This window comes from Mesorhizobium sp. M8A.F.Ca.ET.021.01.1.1 (assembly GCF_003998025.1).
GTDB lineage: Bacteria > Pseudomonadota > Alphaproteobacteria > Rhizobiales > Rhizobiaceae > Mesorhizobium.
This window is the reverse complement of record NZ_RZSJ01000042.1, coordinates 1-18,878: the sequence shown is the minus strand read 5'-3', so window position 1 is coordinate 18,878 and position 18,878 is coordinate 1. Positions and strand designations below refer to the sequence as shown.

The following is an 18,878-nucleotide window of genomic DNA, read 5'->3' as shown; positions in this document are numbered from 1 at the left end:
GCCACCAGATCGGCGCTTCCAGTGCCTTGGCGGCCTTGGCCAGATCGCGCGACAGCGACACCAGTTCGTTGGCGACGCCGCGCAGCCCGGCGTCCGGGAAACGGTCGGCGACGCGGCCTTCAAGCCGCTCGGCGGTTTCGATGATCAGTTTCGGATCAAGCGTGCGGTAGCGCATGGCGAGATATCCGATCGGCCCCTAGAACATGATGCCGAAAAGTGCGGAGCGGCTTTCGGACGACATCATGCCTCTCTATCTCTTCGATTCAGCCGGCTCGTTGGTGCGCCGGCCATAGCGGTTGGGCCCAGGCTGCCCTGGAAACAGGCACAACACAAGGAAGGCGACGATCGAGACGACCGGCACGAACAGGATCAGCGCGGCAATGCCCGGCTTGTCGAGGTCGTGCAGACGCTTCACCGCCAGCGCGATGTTCGACCACAGCGAGGCGATGAAGGCGATGAAGAAGATGAACGACCACATATTGCTCTCGGCCGAGCCCTCCGGCACCAGCGTGAAGCGGTACAGCGGGAACGCCTGGATGATGGCGACGAGCAATCCGCCGAGAAAATAGGCCGCGCGGCTGACGCGGCCCGATGTCTTGAAGAAAAGCCAGTTGAGATCCGATCTTTCAGGCAAGCGGGTCCGATCCATATTGGTTGGCACCCTTGGTGCCTTCGAGGATGCCGAGTTCGACCAGCAGCCAGATGCCGCCGATGAAGGGTACGAGGCCGATCAGCGTCCACCAGCCCGACTTGTTGCGGTCGTGCCAGCGTTTGGCATAGAGGGCAATCGCGAAATAGATCGATGCCAGCGCGAAGAGGATGCCGATGATGCCGATCTGGGCACCGCTGGCGGTGGTGAAACGCGTGCCGAGGATCGCATCGAGAATGAAAGCGATAATGCCGATCACGATGAATACGCCGATGCCGGCCCAGAACTTGGCTCGGTTGATGCGGCCATCAAAGCTTGTGAGCAGATACTTCCAGTCCATGTCACCCCCTCCATGTTGAACCAGCGCGACCGATCGTCGCGCCGGCGGAAGGTGCGCCTGCCAGGCGCAAAGATCAATCGCGCAGCAATTCGTTGATCGAGGTCTTGGACCGGGTCTTGGCGTCGACCCGCTTGACGATGACGGCGCAATAGAGACCTGGGCCCGGTTCGTTGTTTGGAAACGGCTTGCCCGGCATCGATCCAGCGACGACGACGGAATTCGGCGGCACCTCGCCATAGAAGACCTCGCCGGTGGCGCGGTCGACGATCTTGGTCGACTGGCCGATGAAGACGCCCATGCCGAGCACCGAGCCCTCGCGCACGATGCAGCCCTCGACCACTTCGGAACGCGCCCCGATGAAGCAATTGTCCTCAATGATGGTGGGACCGGCCTGCATCGGCTCCAGCACGCCGCCGATGCCGACGCCGCCCGAAAGGTGGACATTCTTGCCGATCTGGGCGCAGGAGCCGACAGAAGCCCAGGTATCGACCATTGTGCCGCTATCGACATAGGCGCCGACATTGACGAAGGACGGCATCAAGACGGCGCCTGGCGCCACATAGGCCGAACGGCGCACGATCGACGACGGCACGGCGCGGAAGCCCGCCTTTTCGAAATCGACGGCGCTCCAGCCGTCGAACTTGGACGCCACCTTGTCCCACCACACGGCCTCGCCGGGGCCACCCTTGATGATCTCCATCGGATTGAGCCGGAAGGAGAGCAGCACGGCCTTCTTCAGCCACTGGTTGACGTGCCATTTGCCGTCGGTCTGCCGCTCGGCGACGCGGGCGGTGCCGCGGTCGAGCAGGTCGAGCGCCGACTGGATGGCGTCGCGCACCTCGCCGCGGGTCGCGGTCGAAATGGCGTCGCGTTCCTCGAAGGCCTTGTCGATGGTCTTTTCGAGGCTCGCCAGATCGGGCTTCGACATGAATTTGCTCCATTACCAAGCTGTTAAGGGGCTGCGCCTTAACCTGTTTAAAAGTCGCGCGGACCCTATGTTAAGGCTCAATGGGGGTCAATCGCGACTGCGTCACGGGACGACGCAAGTAAAGGAATGGACGGGTGGATTCGATGACTCCCATGGAAAAGGCGGGATGGACGCCGCTGCCGCATTCGGATGAGGATCTGGAGCGGTCGAAAAGCGTGCCGGACACGCCGCAGACGCGCGCCGAAACCTACCGCCTGGCCTGGAACGATCCCGACTTCATGACCCGGCGCGAACTGCGCGCGGTCAGGCTGCAACTGGAACTGCTGAAGCCGGAAATGATCCTGGCCGAGCGCGGCATCCGTTCGACGGTGATCCTGTTCGGCGGCGCGCGCCTGCCGGAGCCCGGTGGCGAAGCCTGGGCGGCCAAGAACGAGACGCAGAAGAAGAACCTCGAGGAAAACAGCAAATATTACGAGGAGGCGCGCAAATTCGCCCGCCTCTGCTCGCGGCAGTCAGCCACGTCATACTATCGCGAATATGTCGTGGTGACCGGCGGCGGACCCGGCGTGATGGAAGCGGGAAACCGCGGCGCCGACGATGTCGGCGCGCCGTCGATCGGGCTCAACATCGTGCTGCCGCACGAGCAGGCACCGAACCCCTATGTGACGCCGGAGCTCTGTTTCAATTTCCACTATTTTGCCATCCGCAAGATGCACTTCGTCATGCGCGCCAAGGCCGTGGCGGTGTTTCCCGGCGGCTTCGGCACGATGGACGAGTTCTTCGAGACGCTGACGCTGATTCAGACCGGGCGCATGGAGCGCGTGCCGGTGATCCTGTTCGGCAAGTCCTTCTGGAAGCGGGCGATCGACCTCGACTTCCTCGCCGAGCAAGGCACCATCAGCCCGGGCGACCAGGACATCATCGATTTCGTCGACACAGCCGACGAAGCCTGGGCCATCATCAGCCGCTTCTACAAGCTGGGGGAATAGGAATTGGGGGAATTTGGGAAACGAAATGAGGAACTGGGGAAATGAAGAATTGACGAAATAAGGGGCATGGTCTTGCGTCCCCCCTCAATTCCTCAATTCCTCAATTCCTCAATTCCTCAATTCCTCAATTCCTCAATTCCTCAATTCCTCAATTCCTCAATTCCTCAATTCCTCAATTCCTCAATTCCTCAATTCCTCAATTCCTCAATTCCCCAATTCCTCAATTCCTCAATTCCTCAATTCCTCAATTCCTCAATTCCTCAATTCCCCAATTCCTCAATTCCCTACTCCCTTGCGACTATGGTCGTGAGGAACGTGGCGAGATCGTCGGTGACGAAATCGACGTCATCCTCGTTGGCCGGGTCGCGTTCCCAGATTTCGGAGAAGGTCGGTTCGAAATTGCGCGGTACCACGAGAACCGTGGTCATGCCCAATGACTTCGGCACGGCCAGGTTGCGGGCGAGATCCTCGAACATCACCGCATTGTGGCCGGTGACGGCGTGCAGCTCGGCGAACTTCTCGTAGGTCTGGCGCGCCGGCTTGGGGTTGAGGTCGGCGGCGACAATATCGAAGATGTCGTCGAAATGGTCGAGGATGCCGAGCTGGCGCGCGGTGCGCTCGGCGTGCCTGCGGTCGCCATTGGTGAAGATGAACTTGCGACCGGGAAGCTGCCGGATGGCGGCGCCGAGAACGGGATCGGGCACCAGCCACGAATAGTCGATGTCATGGACCTTCTCGAGGAAGTCGTCGGGATCGATGCCGTGGCGCGTCATCAGCCCGTTCAGCGTCGTGCCGTATTCGAGATAGAGCTCCTTCTGCAGCTTGCGCGCCTCCTCGCGCGGCAGCGCCAGCAGCTCCCCGACATAGGCGGTCATCTTGACGTCGATCTGCGAGAACAGATTCGAGTGGTGCGGATAGAGCGTGTTGTCGAGGTCGAACACCCAGTCGGTGACATGGGCGAAGCGGGCGGGATCGGGAAGCGTCGTCATGCGCTCCTTATGGCATGAAACAGGGATTCCGAAAGGGACTTTATCCACAACTTCTGCCCGTTGAGGTTGCAGAAATGGCCTCACGGTTCAAATTTTAACCGTCCGGGAAAGGTGGCCTTCAGGGCTTGCTGGCACAGAGACAAGTCCTGAGGGGAGTTCGCGATGAACAGCATTATTCTCAAATCCGCCGCCATCGCTTTCGCCTCCGTCGCCGCCTCTCTCATGCTGACGTTGATTGTCGTCCCAGCCATGGGATTCCCCATAACGCGCACGATCTGGCTGACCTCGACGCTCTGTCCGCTGGTCCTTGCCTGGGCCGCATGCGCCAGCACGTTCTGGCAGAGCGACAGGCTGAAAAACGCGCATCGCGAGCTTGCCCGTGCTCATGCCCAACTCGCCGCCGCGCACCGCCGCCTGGCGGAAAAGGCGAGCCGCGACGACATGACCGGCATGCTCAACCGGGAAAGCTTCTTTGCCGCGCTGGACGGCTCCCGGCGCAAGTCCGACCGCGGCGCCCTGCTGATCATCGACGCCGACCACTTCAAGACGATCAATGACAATTTCGGCCACCTGACCGGTGATGACGCGCTACTGTTGATCGCCAGCGCCATCGAGCGCGGCGTGCGCAGCGGCGACGTGCTCGGCCGCATCGGCGGCGAGGAGTTCGGCGCGTTTCTGACCGGAGCCACGGAACAGGAGGCCAAGCGCGTTGCCGAGCGGATCCGCCGCGAGGTCGAACTGATCCGCTTCCGGCCGGTCGATGAACGGACCATTCCGTTGACCGTCAGCATCGGCGGCACAGTCTGCGGCGAGGATGTCAACGTATCGGAGCTGATGCGCGCCGCGGACCGGCGCCTCTACCAGGCCAAGCATGCGGGCCGCAACCTGACGATCCTCGATACCGATATTTCCGAAGCGGCATGAGCAGGCCGGGCCGGCACACCTGGCCCGCTAAAAAATTTCTAACCCTGTTTGCATCCGGTTGTGCCGCTTGTCGGCACTTTCCCCGCCTTGATGCCATGCTTGGCACGATACTGGCTTCCGTGACGATGTGTGTGCCGTTCGGGGAATGTCATGCGCGCATCGAAGCCCTAGCCGAGAGACCTGCCATGAGTTTCCTCATAAAAAAAATGTCGCGCCGCACGCTCGTGCAGGCGCTGATCGCCCTGCCTGCCCTGTCGTTGTTCCGCAAGCTGCCTGATGCCGACGCCACCCATGCCGGTTCATCCCGGGCCGATCCTGACGAGATCGTCGAGGTCAATGGCTGGATCCTGAAGCGGAGCGATCTGGCATGATCTTCGACAGCTACGAGGCATATCGCGCCGCCAACTTTGCGCCAAGGGTCTGCATCCTTGGTTCCGGTCCGGCCGGCACAACGATCGCCAGAAAACTTGGCGCTGCCGGCATTCCGGTCGTGGTGCTGGAAGCCGGTCCGCGGGAATTCAGCGACGACTCGCAAGACTTCTACCGCGGCACCACGGTCGGCGATTTCTATTTCGATCTCGACATCACCCGGCTGCGGTTCATGGGCGGCAGCTCCAATCACTGGGCCGGTTGGTGCCGCGTGCTCGACAAACTGGATTTCGAGCCCAAGGCCTGGGCGCCCGACACCGGCTGGCCGATCCGCCGAGCCGACATCGAACCCTACCTCTCGGAAGTGCGCGCTATCCTCGACCTTCCCGATTTCCGGCCTGATGTGCCGATTTCGGACGACATTCGCTGGGTGCAGTTGATCAAGAGCCCGGCGGTGCGGTTTGCCGAAAAATTCGCCGACGAACTCGACAAGAGCAAAAACATCGCCGTCGTGCTCAACACCTACGCCACCGAGCTTGCCGGAGACGGCAAACGCGTGACCGGCGCCAAGCTGTGGTCCAACGGACAGGACGCCGGCTCGTTCAGCGCTGACTATTTCATCGTCTGCACCGGCGGGCTGGAGAATTCGCGGCTGCTTTTGTGGTCGAACCAGCGCTCCAACGGCGGCGTCGTGCCGAACGCGACGGCGCTTGGCCGCTACTGGATGGAGCATCCGACCTTCGAGGGCGGCAACGCCATCCTGGCCGACTATGGTGCGTTCGAGGTCGATGCCGTCAAGGAGGCCTTCTTCTCGCCGATGCCTGCCGCGATGGAACGTCTCAAGATCATGAATTTCGGCATCCGGCTGATCGAGACGCCCTATCCGGGCGTCAAGAGCCTCATCGCCGACCTAGCCTGCACGGCGCCGCACATGGCGGAATGGGTATCTGGCAAGCTCGACCAGAACCTGCGTTGCGCCGCTCAGCTTTATGTCGCCTGGGAACAGGCGCCGCTGGCTTCGAACCAGATCGAGTTGTCGAAGACCGAGGTCGACCATGCCGGCGTGCCGCGCATCGAACTGCACTGGAAGAAATCGAAACTGGAACAACGCACCCTTCTCGAAGGCCTGAGGCTGTTCGGCACGACGCTTGCCCAGAAAAACCTGGGCCGGGTGCGCATTGCCGACTGGATCTCGAACGGCGAGGATTATCCGACCAACGAAGAGACGGCGGGCCATCATCATATGGGGGGCACGCGCATGGGCACGGATGTCACCAGGAGCGTGGTGGACGCCAATTGCAAGGTGCATGGCATGGACAATCTCTATGTCGGCGGCTCTTCCGTGTTCTGCACGTCGGGCCAAGCCAACCCGACGACGACGATCACCGCGCTCGCCTGCCGGCTGGGCGACCATCTGAGCAAGGTGGTCACGGTCTGAGCGGCCTCCACGAAGCCGTCGTCCTGCCAAGCCACGACCGGCAGGGCCGGCGCCAAGGATGGCGCCGGCAGAGGCTCAAAAGCCGTAGACGGCGATCCGGACCAGCACGGCGGCGGCGGCCAGCGACACCAGCAGGATACCGAGACCGATCGGAGAGCCCCAGCCATACCATTCCATGGCCAGCTTGGCGTATTTGAATTCTTCCTCGCGCGAGAGAGGCGTACGCTGTTGAATCAAAGTCATTTTTCATATCCTTGCCCGGGAGCGGGTCTTGCCTTGTCGGGGGCGTAGCCGCATATTGCTATAATGGTCTAAATGTTAGACGGATTGATAGTTAGATGATCGAAGTAAATTCGTCAAGCCGGAATCGAGCCGAACTGACGACAGCCATCGGTCTTGCCATCATGCAGTGGCAGGACGCGACGCAGGCCTATGACGAGGCGGTGGGGATGAGACTCGGCCTCAACATGGCCGAGCGCCATTGTATCGGACTGCTCCACGGCGGCCCGCAATCGGCCGGCGCGATCGCGACCGCGACCGGGTTGACGCCGGCCGCGGTGACCGCGCTGATCGACCGGCTGGAGGCGCGCGGCCTCTTGACGCGCACGCGCAGCCTCGAGGACAGGCGCAAGGTGGTCATCGAGGCAACGGAGTCAACACGGGAGCTGTCGGCACGCTATTACGGCGCCATCGCGCGGGAAGGGGAGAAGCTCATTGCCACGTTCAGTGACGCGGAGCTTGCCACCATTCGGCGCTTCGTCACCGCCGCGCTCGACCTGCAGCGCGACCAGCTCATGCGGCTGAAGGCCGAGGCGCCGCAGCCGCGCTGATCTAGAGGGTCAGACCACCTAGCGTCCTGATCGGCCGAAGCGCCGTTCGAGATAGGCTTGGCCGAATTCCAGCGCGATCGACAGAATCCAGTAAATCATCGAGGCGGTAATCAGCATCTCGATATGGCGGAACTCCGTCTGGCCCATCGTGCGGGCGAGATACATGATCTCCCAGACGCCGACGACGGAGACCAGCGAGGAATCCTTCAGCATGGCGATGAACTGGTTGCCGGTCGGCGGGATGATGACGCGCATGGCCTGCGGCAGGATGACGAGCGCCATGGTTTGGCCGGGGCTTAGGCCGAGCGCCGTGGCGCCTTCGCTTTGACCGCGCGGGATGCTTTCGATGCCGGCGCGGAAGATCTCGGTCATGTAGGCGCCGTAACACAGCGACAGCGCGACGATACCCGCCGGCACCGCGCCGATCACGTAACCGATCTGCGGCAGCCCGAGATAGATGATGTAGATCTGCATCAGCAACGGCAGGCCGCGAAACAACGATGTGTAGAAGGTGGCCAGCCCGTAAACGATGCCGTTCCCGGTCAACTTGGCGATGGCGCCGACCAGTGCGATCAAGGTCGCGATCAGGATCGAGATCGCCGAAATGTAAAGCGTCGTGGTGACGCCCTGGGTGATCAGGAAGCCGACTTTCCTGGCGATGAAGGCGAGGGAGAGGTCGAAGGAATAGAAGAACAGCATCAGCAGCACGAACAGCTCGATCCAGACGCCGACGATCTGCTGGCGTCGGGGCAGGAGCAGAAGCAGCTTGCAATTCACCAGCACCAGCAGCGCGATCAACACGGCCGAGAGGGCTCGCGACAAGGCTGGGTTGGCCTGCAGCCAGTCGGACGCAAGCGGCATCAATGAGCCGATCCAGCTCGACTTGATGCCCATGGCGTAGAGGGCTGCGGCCAGCAGCGCCGGAAAAAGCGCGGCCGCGGCGCGGCGGGCGAGCCCTGGATGGGAGAGCATCAGCCTGCCGATCATGCCGTCACCTTGTCCTTGGCGATGGCGTTGCGTTCCCGCCACCAGTCCTGCGCTTGCAGTTTCCAATAGGTAAGCTGCGCGGCGGCCAGGCCGGCGGCGCCGCCGGCCCAGCTCAGTCCGAAGGGCGCGAACTGCCGGTACCGGTCCGAGGCGCCCAGAATGCCCTCGGCGACAATTTTTCCGGCAATCGCCGTGGTGTTGAGCCCATGGCCGCCGAAAGCGGTGCAGTACCAGACGCCTGGCTGCAGCTCGCCGATCTGGGGCATCAGATGCCGGGCATAGGACATCAGCCCCGACCACGCCAGTTCGGTCTTGAGGCCGGCAAGCTGCGGGTAGGTGCCGACCATCTCGCGGCGCAATTCGCGCGCCAACGCGTCGGCGGAAGCGGCGCGCGTGGTGATGCGCCCGCCCCACAGGAGGCGGCGGCCATTCTCGACCAGGCGATAATAATCGCCGGCCCGCCTGTTGTCGCCGACGGCGTCCGTCGTGGCGACCGCTTGCGCGATGAGGCGGGGGGCCGCCTCGGAAACCATGACATAGGTCGCGATGGGCAGGAACGCCCGGTAGAGCTGGCCGAATACCGGGCCGGTATAGCCGCCGGTCGCGAGCACGATCCGGGGCGCCCGAAGCGTGCCCTGTCTGGTGCGAAGCATCTTTTGCGGCCCCGAGAGGTCGCACTGCACGACTTCGGAGCTTTCATGAATCTCGCCGCCAAGCCGCTCGATCTCGTCGGCAAGGCAACGCAGATAGTTGAGCGGATGGATGTGAAAGGCGTTCGGGTCACGCAGGCCCTGGTGGTAGCGAGCGGACTTCAGCACCGATCGGACGTCTTCTCTCTCGAGATACTGAAGTTCATAGCCGTGGTCGCGGGCCATCTGTTCGGCATAGGCCTTCAGCGCATCGCCGTCGTCGTAGCGCAAGACGCTGAGCAGGCCGGCACGCGGCTGGGCGGCCGATATTGCGAGCGTCTCGATGGTGTCGCGCACGAATTCGACGCCTTCGATCGACAGCCGGTGCAGGTCGCGCGCGGCCTCCCCGCCGACACGTGCGGCGATATTGTCGCCGCCGGTGGCGAAGCCGGGCGTGACGAAACCGCCATTGCGGCCCGAAGCGCCGAAACCGACGAGCTGGGCTTCCAGCACGGCGACATGCAGTCCGGCGCGCGCCAGCTGCAGCGCCGTCGTCAGCCCGGCCAATCCGGCGCCGACGACGGCCACGTCACATTGCGCCTCGCCTTGCAGCGGAGGCCTCGTCTTCCGGTCGGTCAGGGTGCGGGCGTAGTAGGTATCCGGATAGGCCATCGACGACTTTGCGGTGAGGGGCATGTATTTGGTGGGTGATGCCGCCGGCTGCCGAGGGGCAGCCGGCGGAATGACTTTACTTGGCGCTGTAGTCCTTGCCGTACCACTTCGTGGTCAGCGCGGCGAGCGTGCCGTCCGTCTTCATCCCGGTGATGATGCCCGCGACCTTCGCGGTCCACTCCGGATCCTTCTTCTCGGCGATGACGACGAGCGGCTCGCGGAAGGCGTACTCGCCTTCGAGGATCTTCACGGGATAGCCGTTCTTGATGGCGTTCTGCGCCGTCTGCTCCGGTGCGATCACGGCATTCAGGCGCACGCCGTCGCCAAGCCGCAGGTCATCGAAGGGAAGCATGGAATCCGCGTAGGTGCGGACCTCGCCCGGTTCCAGCTTGTATTGGATGGGAGCCAGGCCGGGTGCGTCGATTTCGAGCTTGCGGCGGATGAAATCCTCCGAGGTGGTGGCCGTCTCGACGCCGATGATCTTGCCGTTGAGATCGGCGACCGACTTCGCGCCGCTGTCCTTGTGCAGGACGTAGACATAGGGGCTGTAATAATAGATGCCGACAAAGTCGATCACCTTGGAACGGGCTTTGGTCGGCGTGACCGATCCGACGCCGAGGTCGTAGCGTCCCTGCCAGCGTCCGCCGGTCAGCGTCGCCCAGTCGGGCGTTTCGAACGAGACCTCGACACCGAGCCGCTTGCCGATCTCGCGCGAGACATCGATGTCGAAGCCGGCGAGTTCGTTGCTGTCGTTGAGAAAGCTCTGCGGTGGCCAGGCCGCGTTGGTGGCGATGACCATCGCCTTTTTCGACGTGACGCGGTCCAGGGTTTCCCCGGCCATGGCCGCCGTTGTGATCGCGAATGTCGCGGCGGCAAGAACGGCTAAATCGAGCAGCTTTTTCAAAGTTATCCCTCCCTTGTGGTTGAAACTGATAGGATGCGTAACGTCGGACCTCAGCGCTTTCGGCCACAGGTTCAACGCGGATCGGTTTGTGCCCACCACAGCTGAAGCTCGTTCCCCCTGATGGACCGGCGTTTGTGACCCCAGACAGTCAGGTCGCAAAAAGAAGGGTTCCACCCGGCGAAATGCGGGATAATGGCGATCGCGCAGTCATTGCGTGCCTTGAGACGGCAAAGTGCCGGATATGTTCGCCTTGTTCCGGTCGCTAAGGCCGGTCTTGCGGATTGTCGCGGGGGCGGTTCAGCCGATAGGATCGCGGCGGTTACAGCGCGGATCGAGCGAGAGGATTTGTTTGTGGAATTGACCGAGAAGGATCGTCAGCTGCTCGCGCTGATGCAGAAGAATGCGCGTGAGCCGGTCGCGTCACTGGCACGTCAGCTCGGCGTATCGCGGACAGCGCTGCAGGAGCGGATCCAGAAGCTGGAGGCCGGCGGCATTATCGAAGGCTATAGCGTGCGGCTGACCAAGGAGGTGGCCCAGAACGCCGTCCACTGTTTCACGCTCGCCGCCCTGAACAACAAGAGCTATCCGGACGTCTCCAGAAAGATCAAGGCGATGCCTTCGATCCAGGCGGTCTACGCCATCACCGGCGAGTGGGACCTGATCATCCACCTTGCCGCCGAGACGCTCGAGAAGCTGAACCGGGAGGTGAATGCCGTGAATGAAATCAGCGGCGTCGTCAAAACCGCTTCCCATGTGGTGATGGAGACGAAGTTCAACCGGACCATCTACGCCTTGTAGGAGATGGCGGGATGTCCGGCGGCGGGCATCACCGTCTCGAGGTCGAAAGGCACATGGTGGGCATCGTTGCTCCCGACCGTGAACAAATGAGACTATTTCGGTTGGACCCCATAGGCGACAAGAAACGCCTCGACCGAGGCATCCGCGTGCCGTTCAAGTTCGGCTTTGGAACGCGGGTTGCTCCCCGTGAACATGGCTTCATTCATGGGGATCCAAAGGATCATCCCAAAAAGATGGCTGGCCGCCAGACGGGGATCACTGGTTTGCATCAGCCCCCGATCGGTGAGCTTTTGAAAGCAGGACGCCGTCGAGGCAAGCATGCGCTCAAAGCCTTTTTCGTACCAGCCGCGGCCAAGCTGCGGCATTCGATCCGCGTTGGCGATGATCAGGCGGCGCAGCTTCAACAACTCGTCGTCCATGAGCATCGTTATCAAGCGCCGAGCAAGCTGCTGCAGGCCGCCCTCCATGAATTTCGCCTCGGAAAGCAGTGTCGTCACGGACTCGATGATGTCGTTGACCTGGCCAGCGGTTGACAGAACGACTTCACCGAAAAGCGTCTCCTTGTCGGTGAAATGCTTGTACACGGTCTGCTTGGAAGCTCCCGCCCTGGTGGCGATTTCCTCCATGCTGGTTCCATCATAGCCCTTGGCGATGAACGCCGCCGTGGCCGCCTGGATGATTTCACGATCCTTGCGTGCCGATCTGGTCTCCCCCTTGATTTCCATGGCGCCCCTTTGACCAGTACTAGACGGTACCGTTCTCTCGTGATAGTCGTCAAACGGTACTGGACTGACTAGTACCTGTCAACGAAGGCGAGGCTTTAGACCGATGACCAAGATGATCTTCATAAATCTGCCGGTGCGCGATCTGCAGGCAGCCACCAATTTTTATCTCGCGATCGGGGGCACGCTGAATCCGCAGTTCTCGAGCGACCAGGCCAGCTCGATCATGTTCTCGGACTCCATTGGCGTCATGTTGCTTTCGCATCAGTACTACAGCCAGTTCACCGAGCGGCAGATCGGCGACCCCAGGCGTGAAAGCCAGATGCTGATCGCGCTCACCGCCGACAGCAAGGACGACGTCAACGCAATGATCGAGAAGGGCGTGGCGGCAGGCGGACGCGCTGATCCCAATCCGGCGCAGGATCTCGGCTTCATGTTCAACCGCCACATCGAAGACCCTGACGGCAATGTCTGGGAGTTCCTGTGGATGAACCCCGCCGCCCTGCAATAGCCTGCCGGGATCAAAGCGTCTGAAGCGCGTCGCTCGAAACGGAGTCATGCGACGCGCTTTAGGTCTTTGTTTTTATGTCGTATTCCCAAAACCGAAACGGACTAGACCGTCGCCGGGTCGAGCGCCGGCTGGCTCTTGCGGCGTGCGACGATCGCCTCGAAATCCGCGCTCTGGAAGGCGTCGCGCAAGGCGTCGAAGGACGGCAGCACGAAATAGGCGCGCTGGAACTTGTCGATCTCGTAGCCGGTGCGCATCACCGTTTCCAGGTCGAACGGCACATGATGGGCGTCCTTGCCCTCCACCGCGAATTGCAATTCGGTGAACGACGACATCAGCCCGGCGCCGAAGGCTTTCAGCGGCTGGCCGGCTTCCCGCATCAGGCCATACTCGGCCGTGTACCAGTAGAGCCGGGTGATCATCTCGTCGCCGCCGAGCGCGATGATGTCGCCGGCCTTCCTGCCATACATCTGCATGAAATCGGCGAACACCGGCTGCGACAGCACCGGCACATGGCCGAAGAAATCATGGAACATGTCCGGCTCGACGATATAGTCGAGTTCCTGCCTGGTGCGCAGCCAGTTGGTGACCGGGAAGCGGCGATTGGCGAGGTGATCGAAGAACGGGGCCGCCGGAATGAGGCCGGGCACGGCGACGATCTCCCAGCCGGTCAGCTTGCGCAGCCTGGCGCTGACGTCGGCGAAATCGGGAATGGCGTCGAGCAGGCCGAGCTTCTCCACGCCGTCGAGATAGGAATGGTGGGCGAGCTTGCGCGTCAGCCTGGTCTGGCGGTCGCACAGCGTGCGCCACACCGCCTGCTCCTCGGCGCTGTAGTCATAGCCCTGTGCCACGGTGAAATCGGCGCGGCAGACCGAATAGTCGCCGCGCAACCCTTGCGCCGCGCAGTCGCGGGCATATTCGGCAACGCTCATCGTCGTCATATGTCTTCTCCCTCGCAAAGCATCGATGGCTGCGGTGCCGAAAGTGTAGCCCGACTTACCGAGGCAAATTGGTTTTGATCGTAGATCGAGCGGCATATTCGAGATAATATTCACTCAAAATCGACACAAGGAGAGTGAAAATGCCTCAGTTCGATGATTTCGAGATCAGGATGCTCGATGTCCTGCAACGCGACGGGCGCAAACCTGTCTCCGAGCTGGCGCAGGAGATCGGCCTCTCCACCACGCCCTGCGCGCGGCGCTTCGAAGCGCTGCAGGAGGCCGGCATCATCAAGGGATTTGCCGCCGTGATCAGCCGCCGCGCGGTCGGCCTGATGGTCGAGGTGTTCATCCAGGTGCGCCTCGTCAGCCACAGCGACGGCTCTCCCGAAAGCTTCATTGCCGCCGTGCAGCGCATGGACGAGGTGTCGTCGTGCTGGACGATGACCGGCGACCACGATTTTCTGCTGCATGTCATGGTGCCATCGGTCGACGAGCTCAACGCCTTCGTCATGCATCGGCTGATGCGGCTCGAGGGCGTGCGCGACGTCCACACCCAGCTGGTGCTGCAGAACATCAAGGGACCCGGCCACGTGCCGCTCGCGCATCTCAGGCGCTGACAGCGCTCACTCTTTTCTGCGGAAAAGCTGCGAGCAAACTGCTGAAACGGGCCAACCGGGCGGCACGATCGCCGGCCAGCATGCGGACCAACGTCCTGGAGGTCCGCTATGAAAATCGTCCTGATCAATCCGCCGCACACCGCCATCGGCAGCCGCGTGCCCGACGATCACCTGCCGCCACTCGGCCTGCTGGCCATCGGCGGCCCGCTGGTCGACGCCGGCCACGACGTGCGGCTCGTCGATGCCGAGTTCGGGCCGATGCCGCTCGCCTCGGTCGTCGCGGAAGCCCTGAAGGACTGTCCCGACTTCGTCCTGATCGGCCATTCCGGATCCACTTCTGCGCATCCGACCGCCTTGTTGATCGCCGCGATGATCAAGGCGCGCGAACCGGCGACGATCGTCATCTATGGCGGTGTCTTCCCGACCTACCACTGGCGCGACATCCTGGCCGAAACGGACGTTTTCGACTTCATCGTGCGCGGCGAGGGCGAGGCGACCGTGGTGGCGCTGGTCGAGGCGGTGGAGATGCGCCAGCCGCCGGCAAGCGTTGCCGGCATCGCCTATCGCGACGATCTGCGCCGGCCCTTCGCCACCCAGGCGGCGATGACCATCGCCGACCTCGACGCCTACCGCGTCGGCTGGGAACTGATTGACGTCAGCAGATACAGTTACTGGGGCGGCAAGCGCGCGGTGGTCATGCAGTTTTCGCGCGGCTGCCCGCATCTGTGCAATTATTGCGGCCAGCGCGGCTTCTGGACCCGCTGGCGGCATCGCGATCCCAAGAAATTCGCGCAGGAGATCGCCTGGCTACACCGCGAGCACGGCGTCGAGCTGATCAACCTCGCCGACGAGAACCCGACCGTCTCGAAGAAGGCCTGGCGCGCTTTCCTGGATGCGATGATCGCCGAGAACGTGCCGGTGCTGATCGTCGGCTCGACACGCGCCGACGATATCGTGCGCGACGCCGACATGCTGCACCTCTACCGCAAGGCCGGTGTTATCCGCTGGCTGCTCGGCATGGAAAACACCGACGAGCAGACGCTGCGACTGATCCGCAAGGGCGGCAGCACCTCGTCCGACCGCGAGGCGATACGGCTGCTGCGAAAGCACGGCATCCTGTCGATGGCGACCTGGGTGGCCGGCTTCGAGGATGAAGGACTTCGCGACCTGTGGCGCGGCTTTCGCCAGCTCATCGCCTATGACCCGGACCAGATCCAGGCGCTCTATGTGACGCCGCATCGGTGGACGCCGTTCTTCCGCATCGCGCGGGATCGCAGGGTCATCCAGAAGGACGCCCGCCTGTGGGACTACAAGCACCAGGTGCTGCACATGACGCGGCTCAAGCCATGGATGCTGTTCTTCTCGGTCAAGCTGATCGAACTCGCCGTGCAGTCGCGGCCGAAGGCGCTGGCGCGCATCCTGTTCCACCCCGATCCCGAGCAGCGGCATTCGATGCGCTGGTACGCCAAAATGGGCCGCCGCGTCTGGTTCCGCGAGATCTGGGGTTTCCTGGTGACCGACAACCGGGTGACAGGCGGCCCGACGCTCGCCGAATTCTGGGGCGCGCCGCAGGATGCGGAGGAAGAGTCGATGACCTTTCAGCGTCCGGCGAAGAGACCAGTAATGGCGCCTGCCGCCGAGCAGCATGCCTTTGGCGTCTCACCGCCGCCGGCCTGACCCGTCTCGCGCTGGCCGCCAGCGGACCTCGCGCTAATTTCTGGCGATCGGACGATGGTGACCAGCAGGAGGAAGCGATGAAACTTGTCACGCATAAGAAGATGAAAGGTGGCCGGCCTATGCCTTGGGGGAAAGGCACCGTCGTGACCGGAGCCAAGGGGTATGTCTTCCTTGCCGGCAATACAGGCACGGCCGAGAATTATGACCCGTCGAGCGGCAAGGGGGGCGCCGTCGGCGACGCGGCGACGCAATGGCGTTCCATTCTGACGAACATCAAATCGGATCTGGAGGAGCTCGGCAGCTCGCTCGAATATCTCGTCAAGATCACCCAGTACGTCAAAGGGCCGTTTCCCGACGGAGGCGCGCTGAGCTCCCCAAATTTCCGGCTGGACGTGATGGACGAATTCTTCGCCGAGCACTGCCCGAAGCACTGCAGCTACAACAATCCGCCGCCCTCGGAAGTGATCGGGGTCGCCGCGCTCGCGCAATCCGATCTCGTCATCGAGATCGTGGCCGTCGCCGCTCTGCCGGACTGAGGATGCCGGGCTCCGAAGCGCAAAATGTCAAGGCACGATCAGTGTACCGGCGCCGTGTTCGGTGAAGAGTTCGAGCAGCACCGAATGCGGCGTCTTGCCATTGAGGATGACGACGCCCTCGACGCCGCGCTCGATCGCCTCGATGCAGGTCTCGACCTTGGGGATCATGCCGCCCGAGACCGTGCCGTCCTTGATCAGCGCCTTCGCCTCGGTGACCGTCAGCTCGTCGATCAGCTTCTTGTTCTTGTCGAGCACGCCGGGCACGTCGGTGAGGAATAGCAGGCGCGAGGCCTTGCAGGCGCCGGCGATGGCGCCGGCGAAAGTGTCGGCGTTGATGTTGTAGGTGTGACCGTCGCGGCCGGGCGCCACCGGCGCCAGAACAGGGATCATTTCGGAGCGGGCCAGCAGGTCGAGCAGCGTGCGGTCGACCTCGACCGGCTCGCCGACGAAACCGAGATCGAGCACGCGCTCGATGTTGGAATCGGGGTCGATCATGGTCTTGCGCGCCTTTTCGGCGAACACCATGTTGCCGTCCTTGCCGCACAGGCCGATCGCCCATTCGCCCTCGGCGTTGATCAGTGCGACGATCTCCTTGTTGATCGACCCGGCCAGCACCATCTCGACGATCTCGACCGTCTTCTGGTCGGTGACGCGCAGGCCGCCCTCGAACTTGGATTCGATCCCCATCTTGTTCAGCATGGCGCCGATCTGCGGGCCGCCGCCATGGACGACGATCGGATTGACGCCGGACTGCTTCAACAGCGCGATGTCGCGGGCGAAGGCCTTGCCGAGCTCGATGTCGCCCATGGCATGGCCGCCATATTTCACCACGACCGTCTTGTGCTCGTAGCGCTGCATATAGGGCAGCGCGCGCGACAAGAGTGCGGCCTGCATTTCGGCGGTGGCGGCGACGTCCGTCATCGGCGTGGTTCCCTGGCTTTTGGTTTTATGCATGCCGTTGTCCCCAAACCGCTGGGCACTTTTGGGCGACATGCATCAGGTAAGGACGGCGGCGTCTTAGCGGGAATTGACGCGAGCCGCAAATGGCATTGCTGTCATATTCGAGCCGTTCACGGTGTCGTCATTGTGACGGCACCATCAGCGGCGCCCGCCGCTTCAGCCAGCCCGAGATCTTCTCCATCTGCGCGGCGAGCGACAAAAGCGTTTCCTCGTCGCCCGGGCGGCCGGCGGCCTGGATGCCGAGCGGCAGGCCGGCGTCCGTGACATGGACCGGTAGCGCAATCGACGGCTGGCCGCTGACATTGTGGATTGCGGGCCAGTGCGTGAACCAGAGGCTCTTGTCCATCAACTGGCCGAACAGTGGTTTGATCCTGAGCAGCGCCGTGAGATGCAGCTTGTCGACCAGGGTTTCGATCAACTCGTCGGCGCCTTTGGGATCCATGGCGCCGCAGGCAAGCGGCGGGTGCGCGATGACGGGCATCAGCACCGCATCATAGCGCGCAGTGTCCTCGATCAGGCGGCGCGAGGCGGCATGCAGCCGCTGCAGGCCGGCATAGACCTCGCCGGCCGAGACCATTTCGCCCAACCGGCCGAGCACCCGCGTGGCGCGCTCGATGTCGCCCGTCACGGAGCGGCCGACGCGCAGCGCATCACCCCGCAACGAGCCGGCAACGGCGGAGGCGACCGTCGTGCAGAAATCGGCGAAGAAATCGCGGCCGATGAAGGGCAGCTCGATGTCCTCGACGGTATTGCCGCCCTCACGGGCGAGCGCCACGGCAATGTCGAGCGCCTTGAGCGTCTCGGCCGAAATCGGCAGGCCGAGCGGCGACTTGCGGTAGACGGCCAGCTTGAGCTTGCCGGGATCGCGCGCGGCAGCGGCCGCGAACGGACCCTTTGGCGGCCGCGCGGCATAAGGCGCCAGCGCATCTGGACCATGGGTGAGGTCGAGCAGCAGCGCGCAGTCGCGCACCGAGCGGGTGACGGCGTGATCGACGACCATGCCGTACCAGCTTTCACTTACCAGCGGCGACAGCGGGACACGGCCGCGCGAGGTCTTGAGACCGACAAGGCCGCTGCAGGCCGAAGGCACGCGGATCGAGCCGCCGCCATCCGACGCATGCGCCGCCGGCACGACGCCGGCGGCGACCAGGGCTGCCGAACCGCCCGATGAGCCGCCGGTGGTGTGGCCGGTATTCCAGGGATTGCGGGTGATGCCGAAGGCTTTGGATTCCGTCATCAGCCGCAGCCCGTGCTCGGGCGAGGTCGAGGTGACGATCGGGATCAGCCCGGCGGCGAGATAGCGGTCGGTCATCACCGAATTGAAATCGGGCACCCATGCGGGAATGCGGCTGCCGCCATGCGAGGGCACGCCCTTGGCGGCGATGCCGAGATCCTTGATGGCAAAGGGGACGCCGGCCAGCGGCAAGGAGCGGTCGATGCTCTTCGCCCGCGCCCGCGCGGCGTCATAGAG

22 protein-coding genes are annotated in these 18,878 nt (G+C 63.0%); 10 read left to right on the top strand and 12 right to left on the bottom strand.

The window, feature by feature from the left end:
- Nucleotides 1-250: 250 nt before the first annotated feature.
- The 3 genes from EOA36_RS06180 to dapD form a co-directional block, all read right to left on the bottom strand.
- The gene (locus tag EOA36_RS06180) at nt 251-634 is read right to left on the bottom strand and encodes a DUF805 domain-containing protein (RefSeq protein WP_245458575.1); all 384 of its coding nucleotides are present in this window, start codon (nt 632-634) and stop codon (nt 251-253) included.
- Nucleotides 627-989 (bottom strand): DUF805 domain-containing protein, encoded by a 363-nt coding sequence (locus tag EOA36_RS06175; protein ID WP_127276048.1) that lies wholly within the window; start codon nt 987-989, stop codon nt 627-629. The genes EOA36_RS06180 and EOA36_RS06175 overlap by 8 nt, the downstream gene beginning before the upstream one ends.
- Before the next feature lie 73 nt (nt 990-1,062).
- Nucleotides 1,063-1,917 carry a 2,3,4,5-tetrahydropyridine-2,6-dicarboxylate N-succinyltransferase gene (gene dapD, locus EOA36_RS06170; protein WP_127276047.1) on the bottom strand — a complete coding sequence of 285 codons (855 nt, stop codon included), beginning with the start codon at nt 1,915-1,917 and terminating at the stop codon, nt 1,063-1,065.
- A 143-nt stretch (nt 1,918-2,060) separates the two neighbouring features.
- Between dapD and EOA36_RS06165 the strand changes: the two genes are divergently transcribed.
- Nucleotides 2,061-2,906, top strand: a complete 846-nt coding sequence (locus tag EOA36_RS06165; RefSeq protein WP_127276046.1) for an LOG family protein — start codon at nt 2,061-2,063, stop codon at nt 2,904-2,906.
- Between the two features lie 284 nt (nt 2,907-3,190).
- Here EOA36_RS06165 and EOA36_RS06160 read toward each other — a convergent pair whose 3' ends face one another.
- Nucleotides 3,191-3,895: a pyrimidine 5'-nucleotidase gene (locus EOA36_RS06160; RefSeq protein WP_127276045.1), complete on the bottom strand. Its 705-nt coding sequence runs from the start codon at nt 3,893-3,895 to the stop codon at nt 3,191-3,193.
- Nucleotides 3,896-4,057: 162 nt separating this feature from the next.
- On the opposite strand from EOA36_RS06160, the gene EOA36_RS06155 reads away from it, so the two are divergent.
- The 3 genes from EOA36_RS06155 to EOA36_RS06145 are packed head-to-tail and all read left to right on the top strand — an operon-like array spanning nt 4,058 to nt 6,626.
- A complete protein-coding gene (locus tag EOA36_RS06155) occupies nt 4,058-4,819 on the top strand; it encodes a GGDEF domain-containing protein (protein WP_127276044.1) in 762 nt (253 codons plus the stop codon).
- Entirely contained in the window at nt 4,816-5,190 is a 375-nt protein-coding gene (locus EOA36_RS38085) for a hypothetical protein (RefSeq protein ID WP_245464267.1), read from the top strand. The genes EOA36_RS06155 and EOA36_RS38085 overlap by 4 nt, the downstream gene beginning before the upstream one ends.
- Nucleotides 5,187-6,626 carry a GMC family oxidoreductase gene (locus EOA36_RS06145; RefSeq protein ID WP_127276043.1) on the top strand — a complete coding sequence of 480 codons (1,440 nt, stop codon included), beginning with the start codon at nt 5,187-5,189 and terminating at the stop codon, nt 6,624-6,626. Before EOA36_RS38085 ends, EOA36_RS06145 begins: the two co-directional genes overlap by 4 nt.
- 75 nt (nt 6,627-6,701) lie before the next feature.
- Here the strand turns inward: EOA36_RS06145 and EOA36_RS37165 are convergent, their stop codons facing one another.
- Nucleotides 6,702-6,869, bottom strand: coding sequence for a hypothetical protein (locus tag EOA36_RS37165; RefSeq protein WP_189522210.1), 168 nt, complete (start codon nt 6,867-6,869; stop codon nt 6,702-6,704).
- A 95-nt stretch (nt 6,870-6,964) separates the two neighbouring features.
- Between EOA36_RS37165 and EOA36_RS06140 the strand changes: the two genes are divergently transcribed.
- A complete protein-coding gene (locus tag EOA36_RS06140; RefSeq protein ID WP_127276042.1) occupies nt 6,965-7,456 on the top strand; it encodes a MarR family transcriptional regulator in 492 nt (163 codons plus the stop codon).
- An 18-nt stretch (nt 7,457-7,474) separates the two neighbouring features.
- Here the strand turns inward: EOA36_RS06140 and EOA36_RS06135 are convergent, their stop codons facing one another.
- From EOA36_RS06135 to EOA36_RS06125, 3 genes are all read right to left on the bottom strand, one after another.
- On the bottom strand, nt 7,475-8,443 hold the full coding sequence (locus tag EOA36_RS06135) for an amino acid ABC transporter permease (RefSeq protein ID WP_127276041.1): 969 nt from the start codon (nt 8,441-8,443) through the stop codon (nt 7,475-7,477).
- On the bottom strand, nt 8,440-9,744 hold the full coding sequence (locus tag EOA36_RS06130; protein ID WP_127276052.1) for an FAD-binding oxidoreductase: 1,305 nt from the start codon (nt 9,742-9,744) through the stop codon (nt 8,440-8,442). Before EOA36_RS06130 ends, EOA36_RS06135 begins: the two co-directional genes overlap by 4 nt.
- 76 nt (nt 9,745-9,820) lie before the next feature.
- On the bottom strand, nt 9,821-10,585 hold the full coding sequence (locus EOA36_RS06125) for a transporter substrate-binding domain-containing protein (RefSeq protein WP_245464268.1): 765 nt from the start codon (nt 10,583-10,585) through the stop codon (nt 9,821-9,823).
- Nucleotides 10,586-10,840: 255 nt separating this feature from the next.
- Between EOA36_RS06125 and EOA36_RS06120 the strand changes: the two genes are divergently transcribed.
- Nucleotides 10,841-11,446 carry an Lrp/AsnC family transcriptional regulator gene (locus tag EOA36_RS06120; protein ID WP_245464266.1) on the top strand — a complete coding sequence of 202 codons (606 nt, stop codon included), beginning with the start codon at nt 10,841-10,843 and terminating at the stop codon, nt 11,444-11,446.
- A 92-nt stretch (nt 11,447-11,538) separates the two neighbouring features.
- Here EOA36_RS06120 and EOA36_RS06115 read toward each other — a convergent pair whose 3' ends face one another.
- A complete protein-coding gene (locus tag EOA36_RS06115; RefSeq protein WP_127276039.1) occupies nt 11,539-12,171 on the bottom strand; it encodes a TetR/AcrR family transcriptional regulator in 633 nt (210 codons plus the stop codon).
- 103 nt (nt 12,172-12,274) lie between these two features.
- Here EOA36_RS06115 and EOA36_RS06110 point away from each other — a divergent pair, with 103 nt between their 5' ends.
- A complete protein-coding gene (locus tag EOA36_RS06110; RefSeq protein ID WP_127276038.1) occupies nt 12,275-12,679 on the top strand; it encodes a VOC family protein in 405 nt (134 codons plus the stop codon).
- A gap of 101 nt (nt 12,680-12,780) precedes the next feature.
- Here EOA36_RS06110 and phhA read toward each other — a convergent pair whose 3' ends face one another.
- Entirely contained in the window at nt 12,781-13,617 is an 837-nt protein-coding gene (phhA, locus tag EOA36_RS06105) for a phenylalanine 4-monooxygenase (RefSeq protein WP_127276037.1), read from the bottom strand.
- Between the two features lie 140 nt (nt 13,618-13,757).
- On the opposite strand from phhA, the gene EOA36_RS06100 reads away from it, so the two are divergent.
- The 3 genes from EOA36_RS06100 to EOA36_RS06090 all read left to right on the top strand — a co-directional run bounded on the left by EOA36_RS06100 (nt 13,758) and on the right by EOA36_RS06090 (nt 16,447).
- Nucleotides 13,758-14,234, top strand: coding sequence for an Lrp/AsnC family transcriptional regulator (locus EOA36_RS06100; RefSeq protein ID WP_127276036.1), 477 nt, complete (start codon nt 13,758-13,760; stop codon nt 14,232-14,234).
- Nucleotides 14,235-14,342: 108 nt separating this feature from the next.
- Complete coding sequence (bchE, locus tag EOA36_RS06095; RefSeq protein ID WP_127276035.1) at nt 14,343-15,911, top strand: magnesium-protoporphyrin IX monomethyl ester anaerobic oxidative cyclase; 1,569 nt, start codon at nt 14,343-14,345, stop codon at nt 15,909-15,911.
- A 77-nt stretch (nt 15,912-15,988) separates the two neighbouring features.
- Entirely contained in the window at nt 15,989-16,447 is a 459-nt protein-coding gene (locus EOA36_RS06090) for a RidA family protein (RefSeq protein WP_127276034.1), read from the top strand.
- A 27-nt stretch (nt 16,448-16,474) separates the two neighbouring features.
- On the opposite strand, the gene argB is transcribed toward EOA36_RS06090, so the two are convergent.
- Complete coding sequence (gene argB, locus EOA36_RS06085) at nt 16,475-17,368, bottom strand: acetylglutamate kinase (protein WP_127276050.1); 894 nt, start codon at nt 17,366-17,368, stop codon at nt 16,475-16,477.
- Between the two features lie 160 nt (nt 17,369-17,528).
- Nucleotides 17,529-18,878 (bottom strand): amidase (locus tag EOA36_RS06080; RefSeq protein ID WP_145969114.1); only part of this gene is annotated, 1,350 nt, incomplete at its 5' end.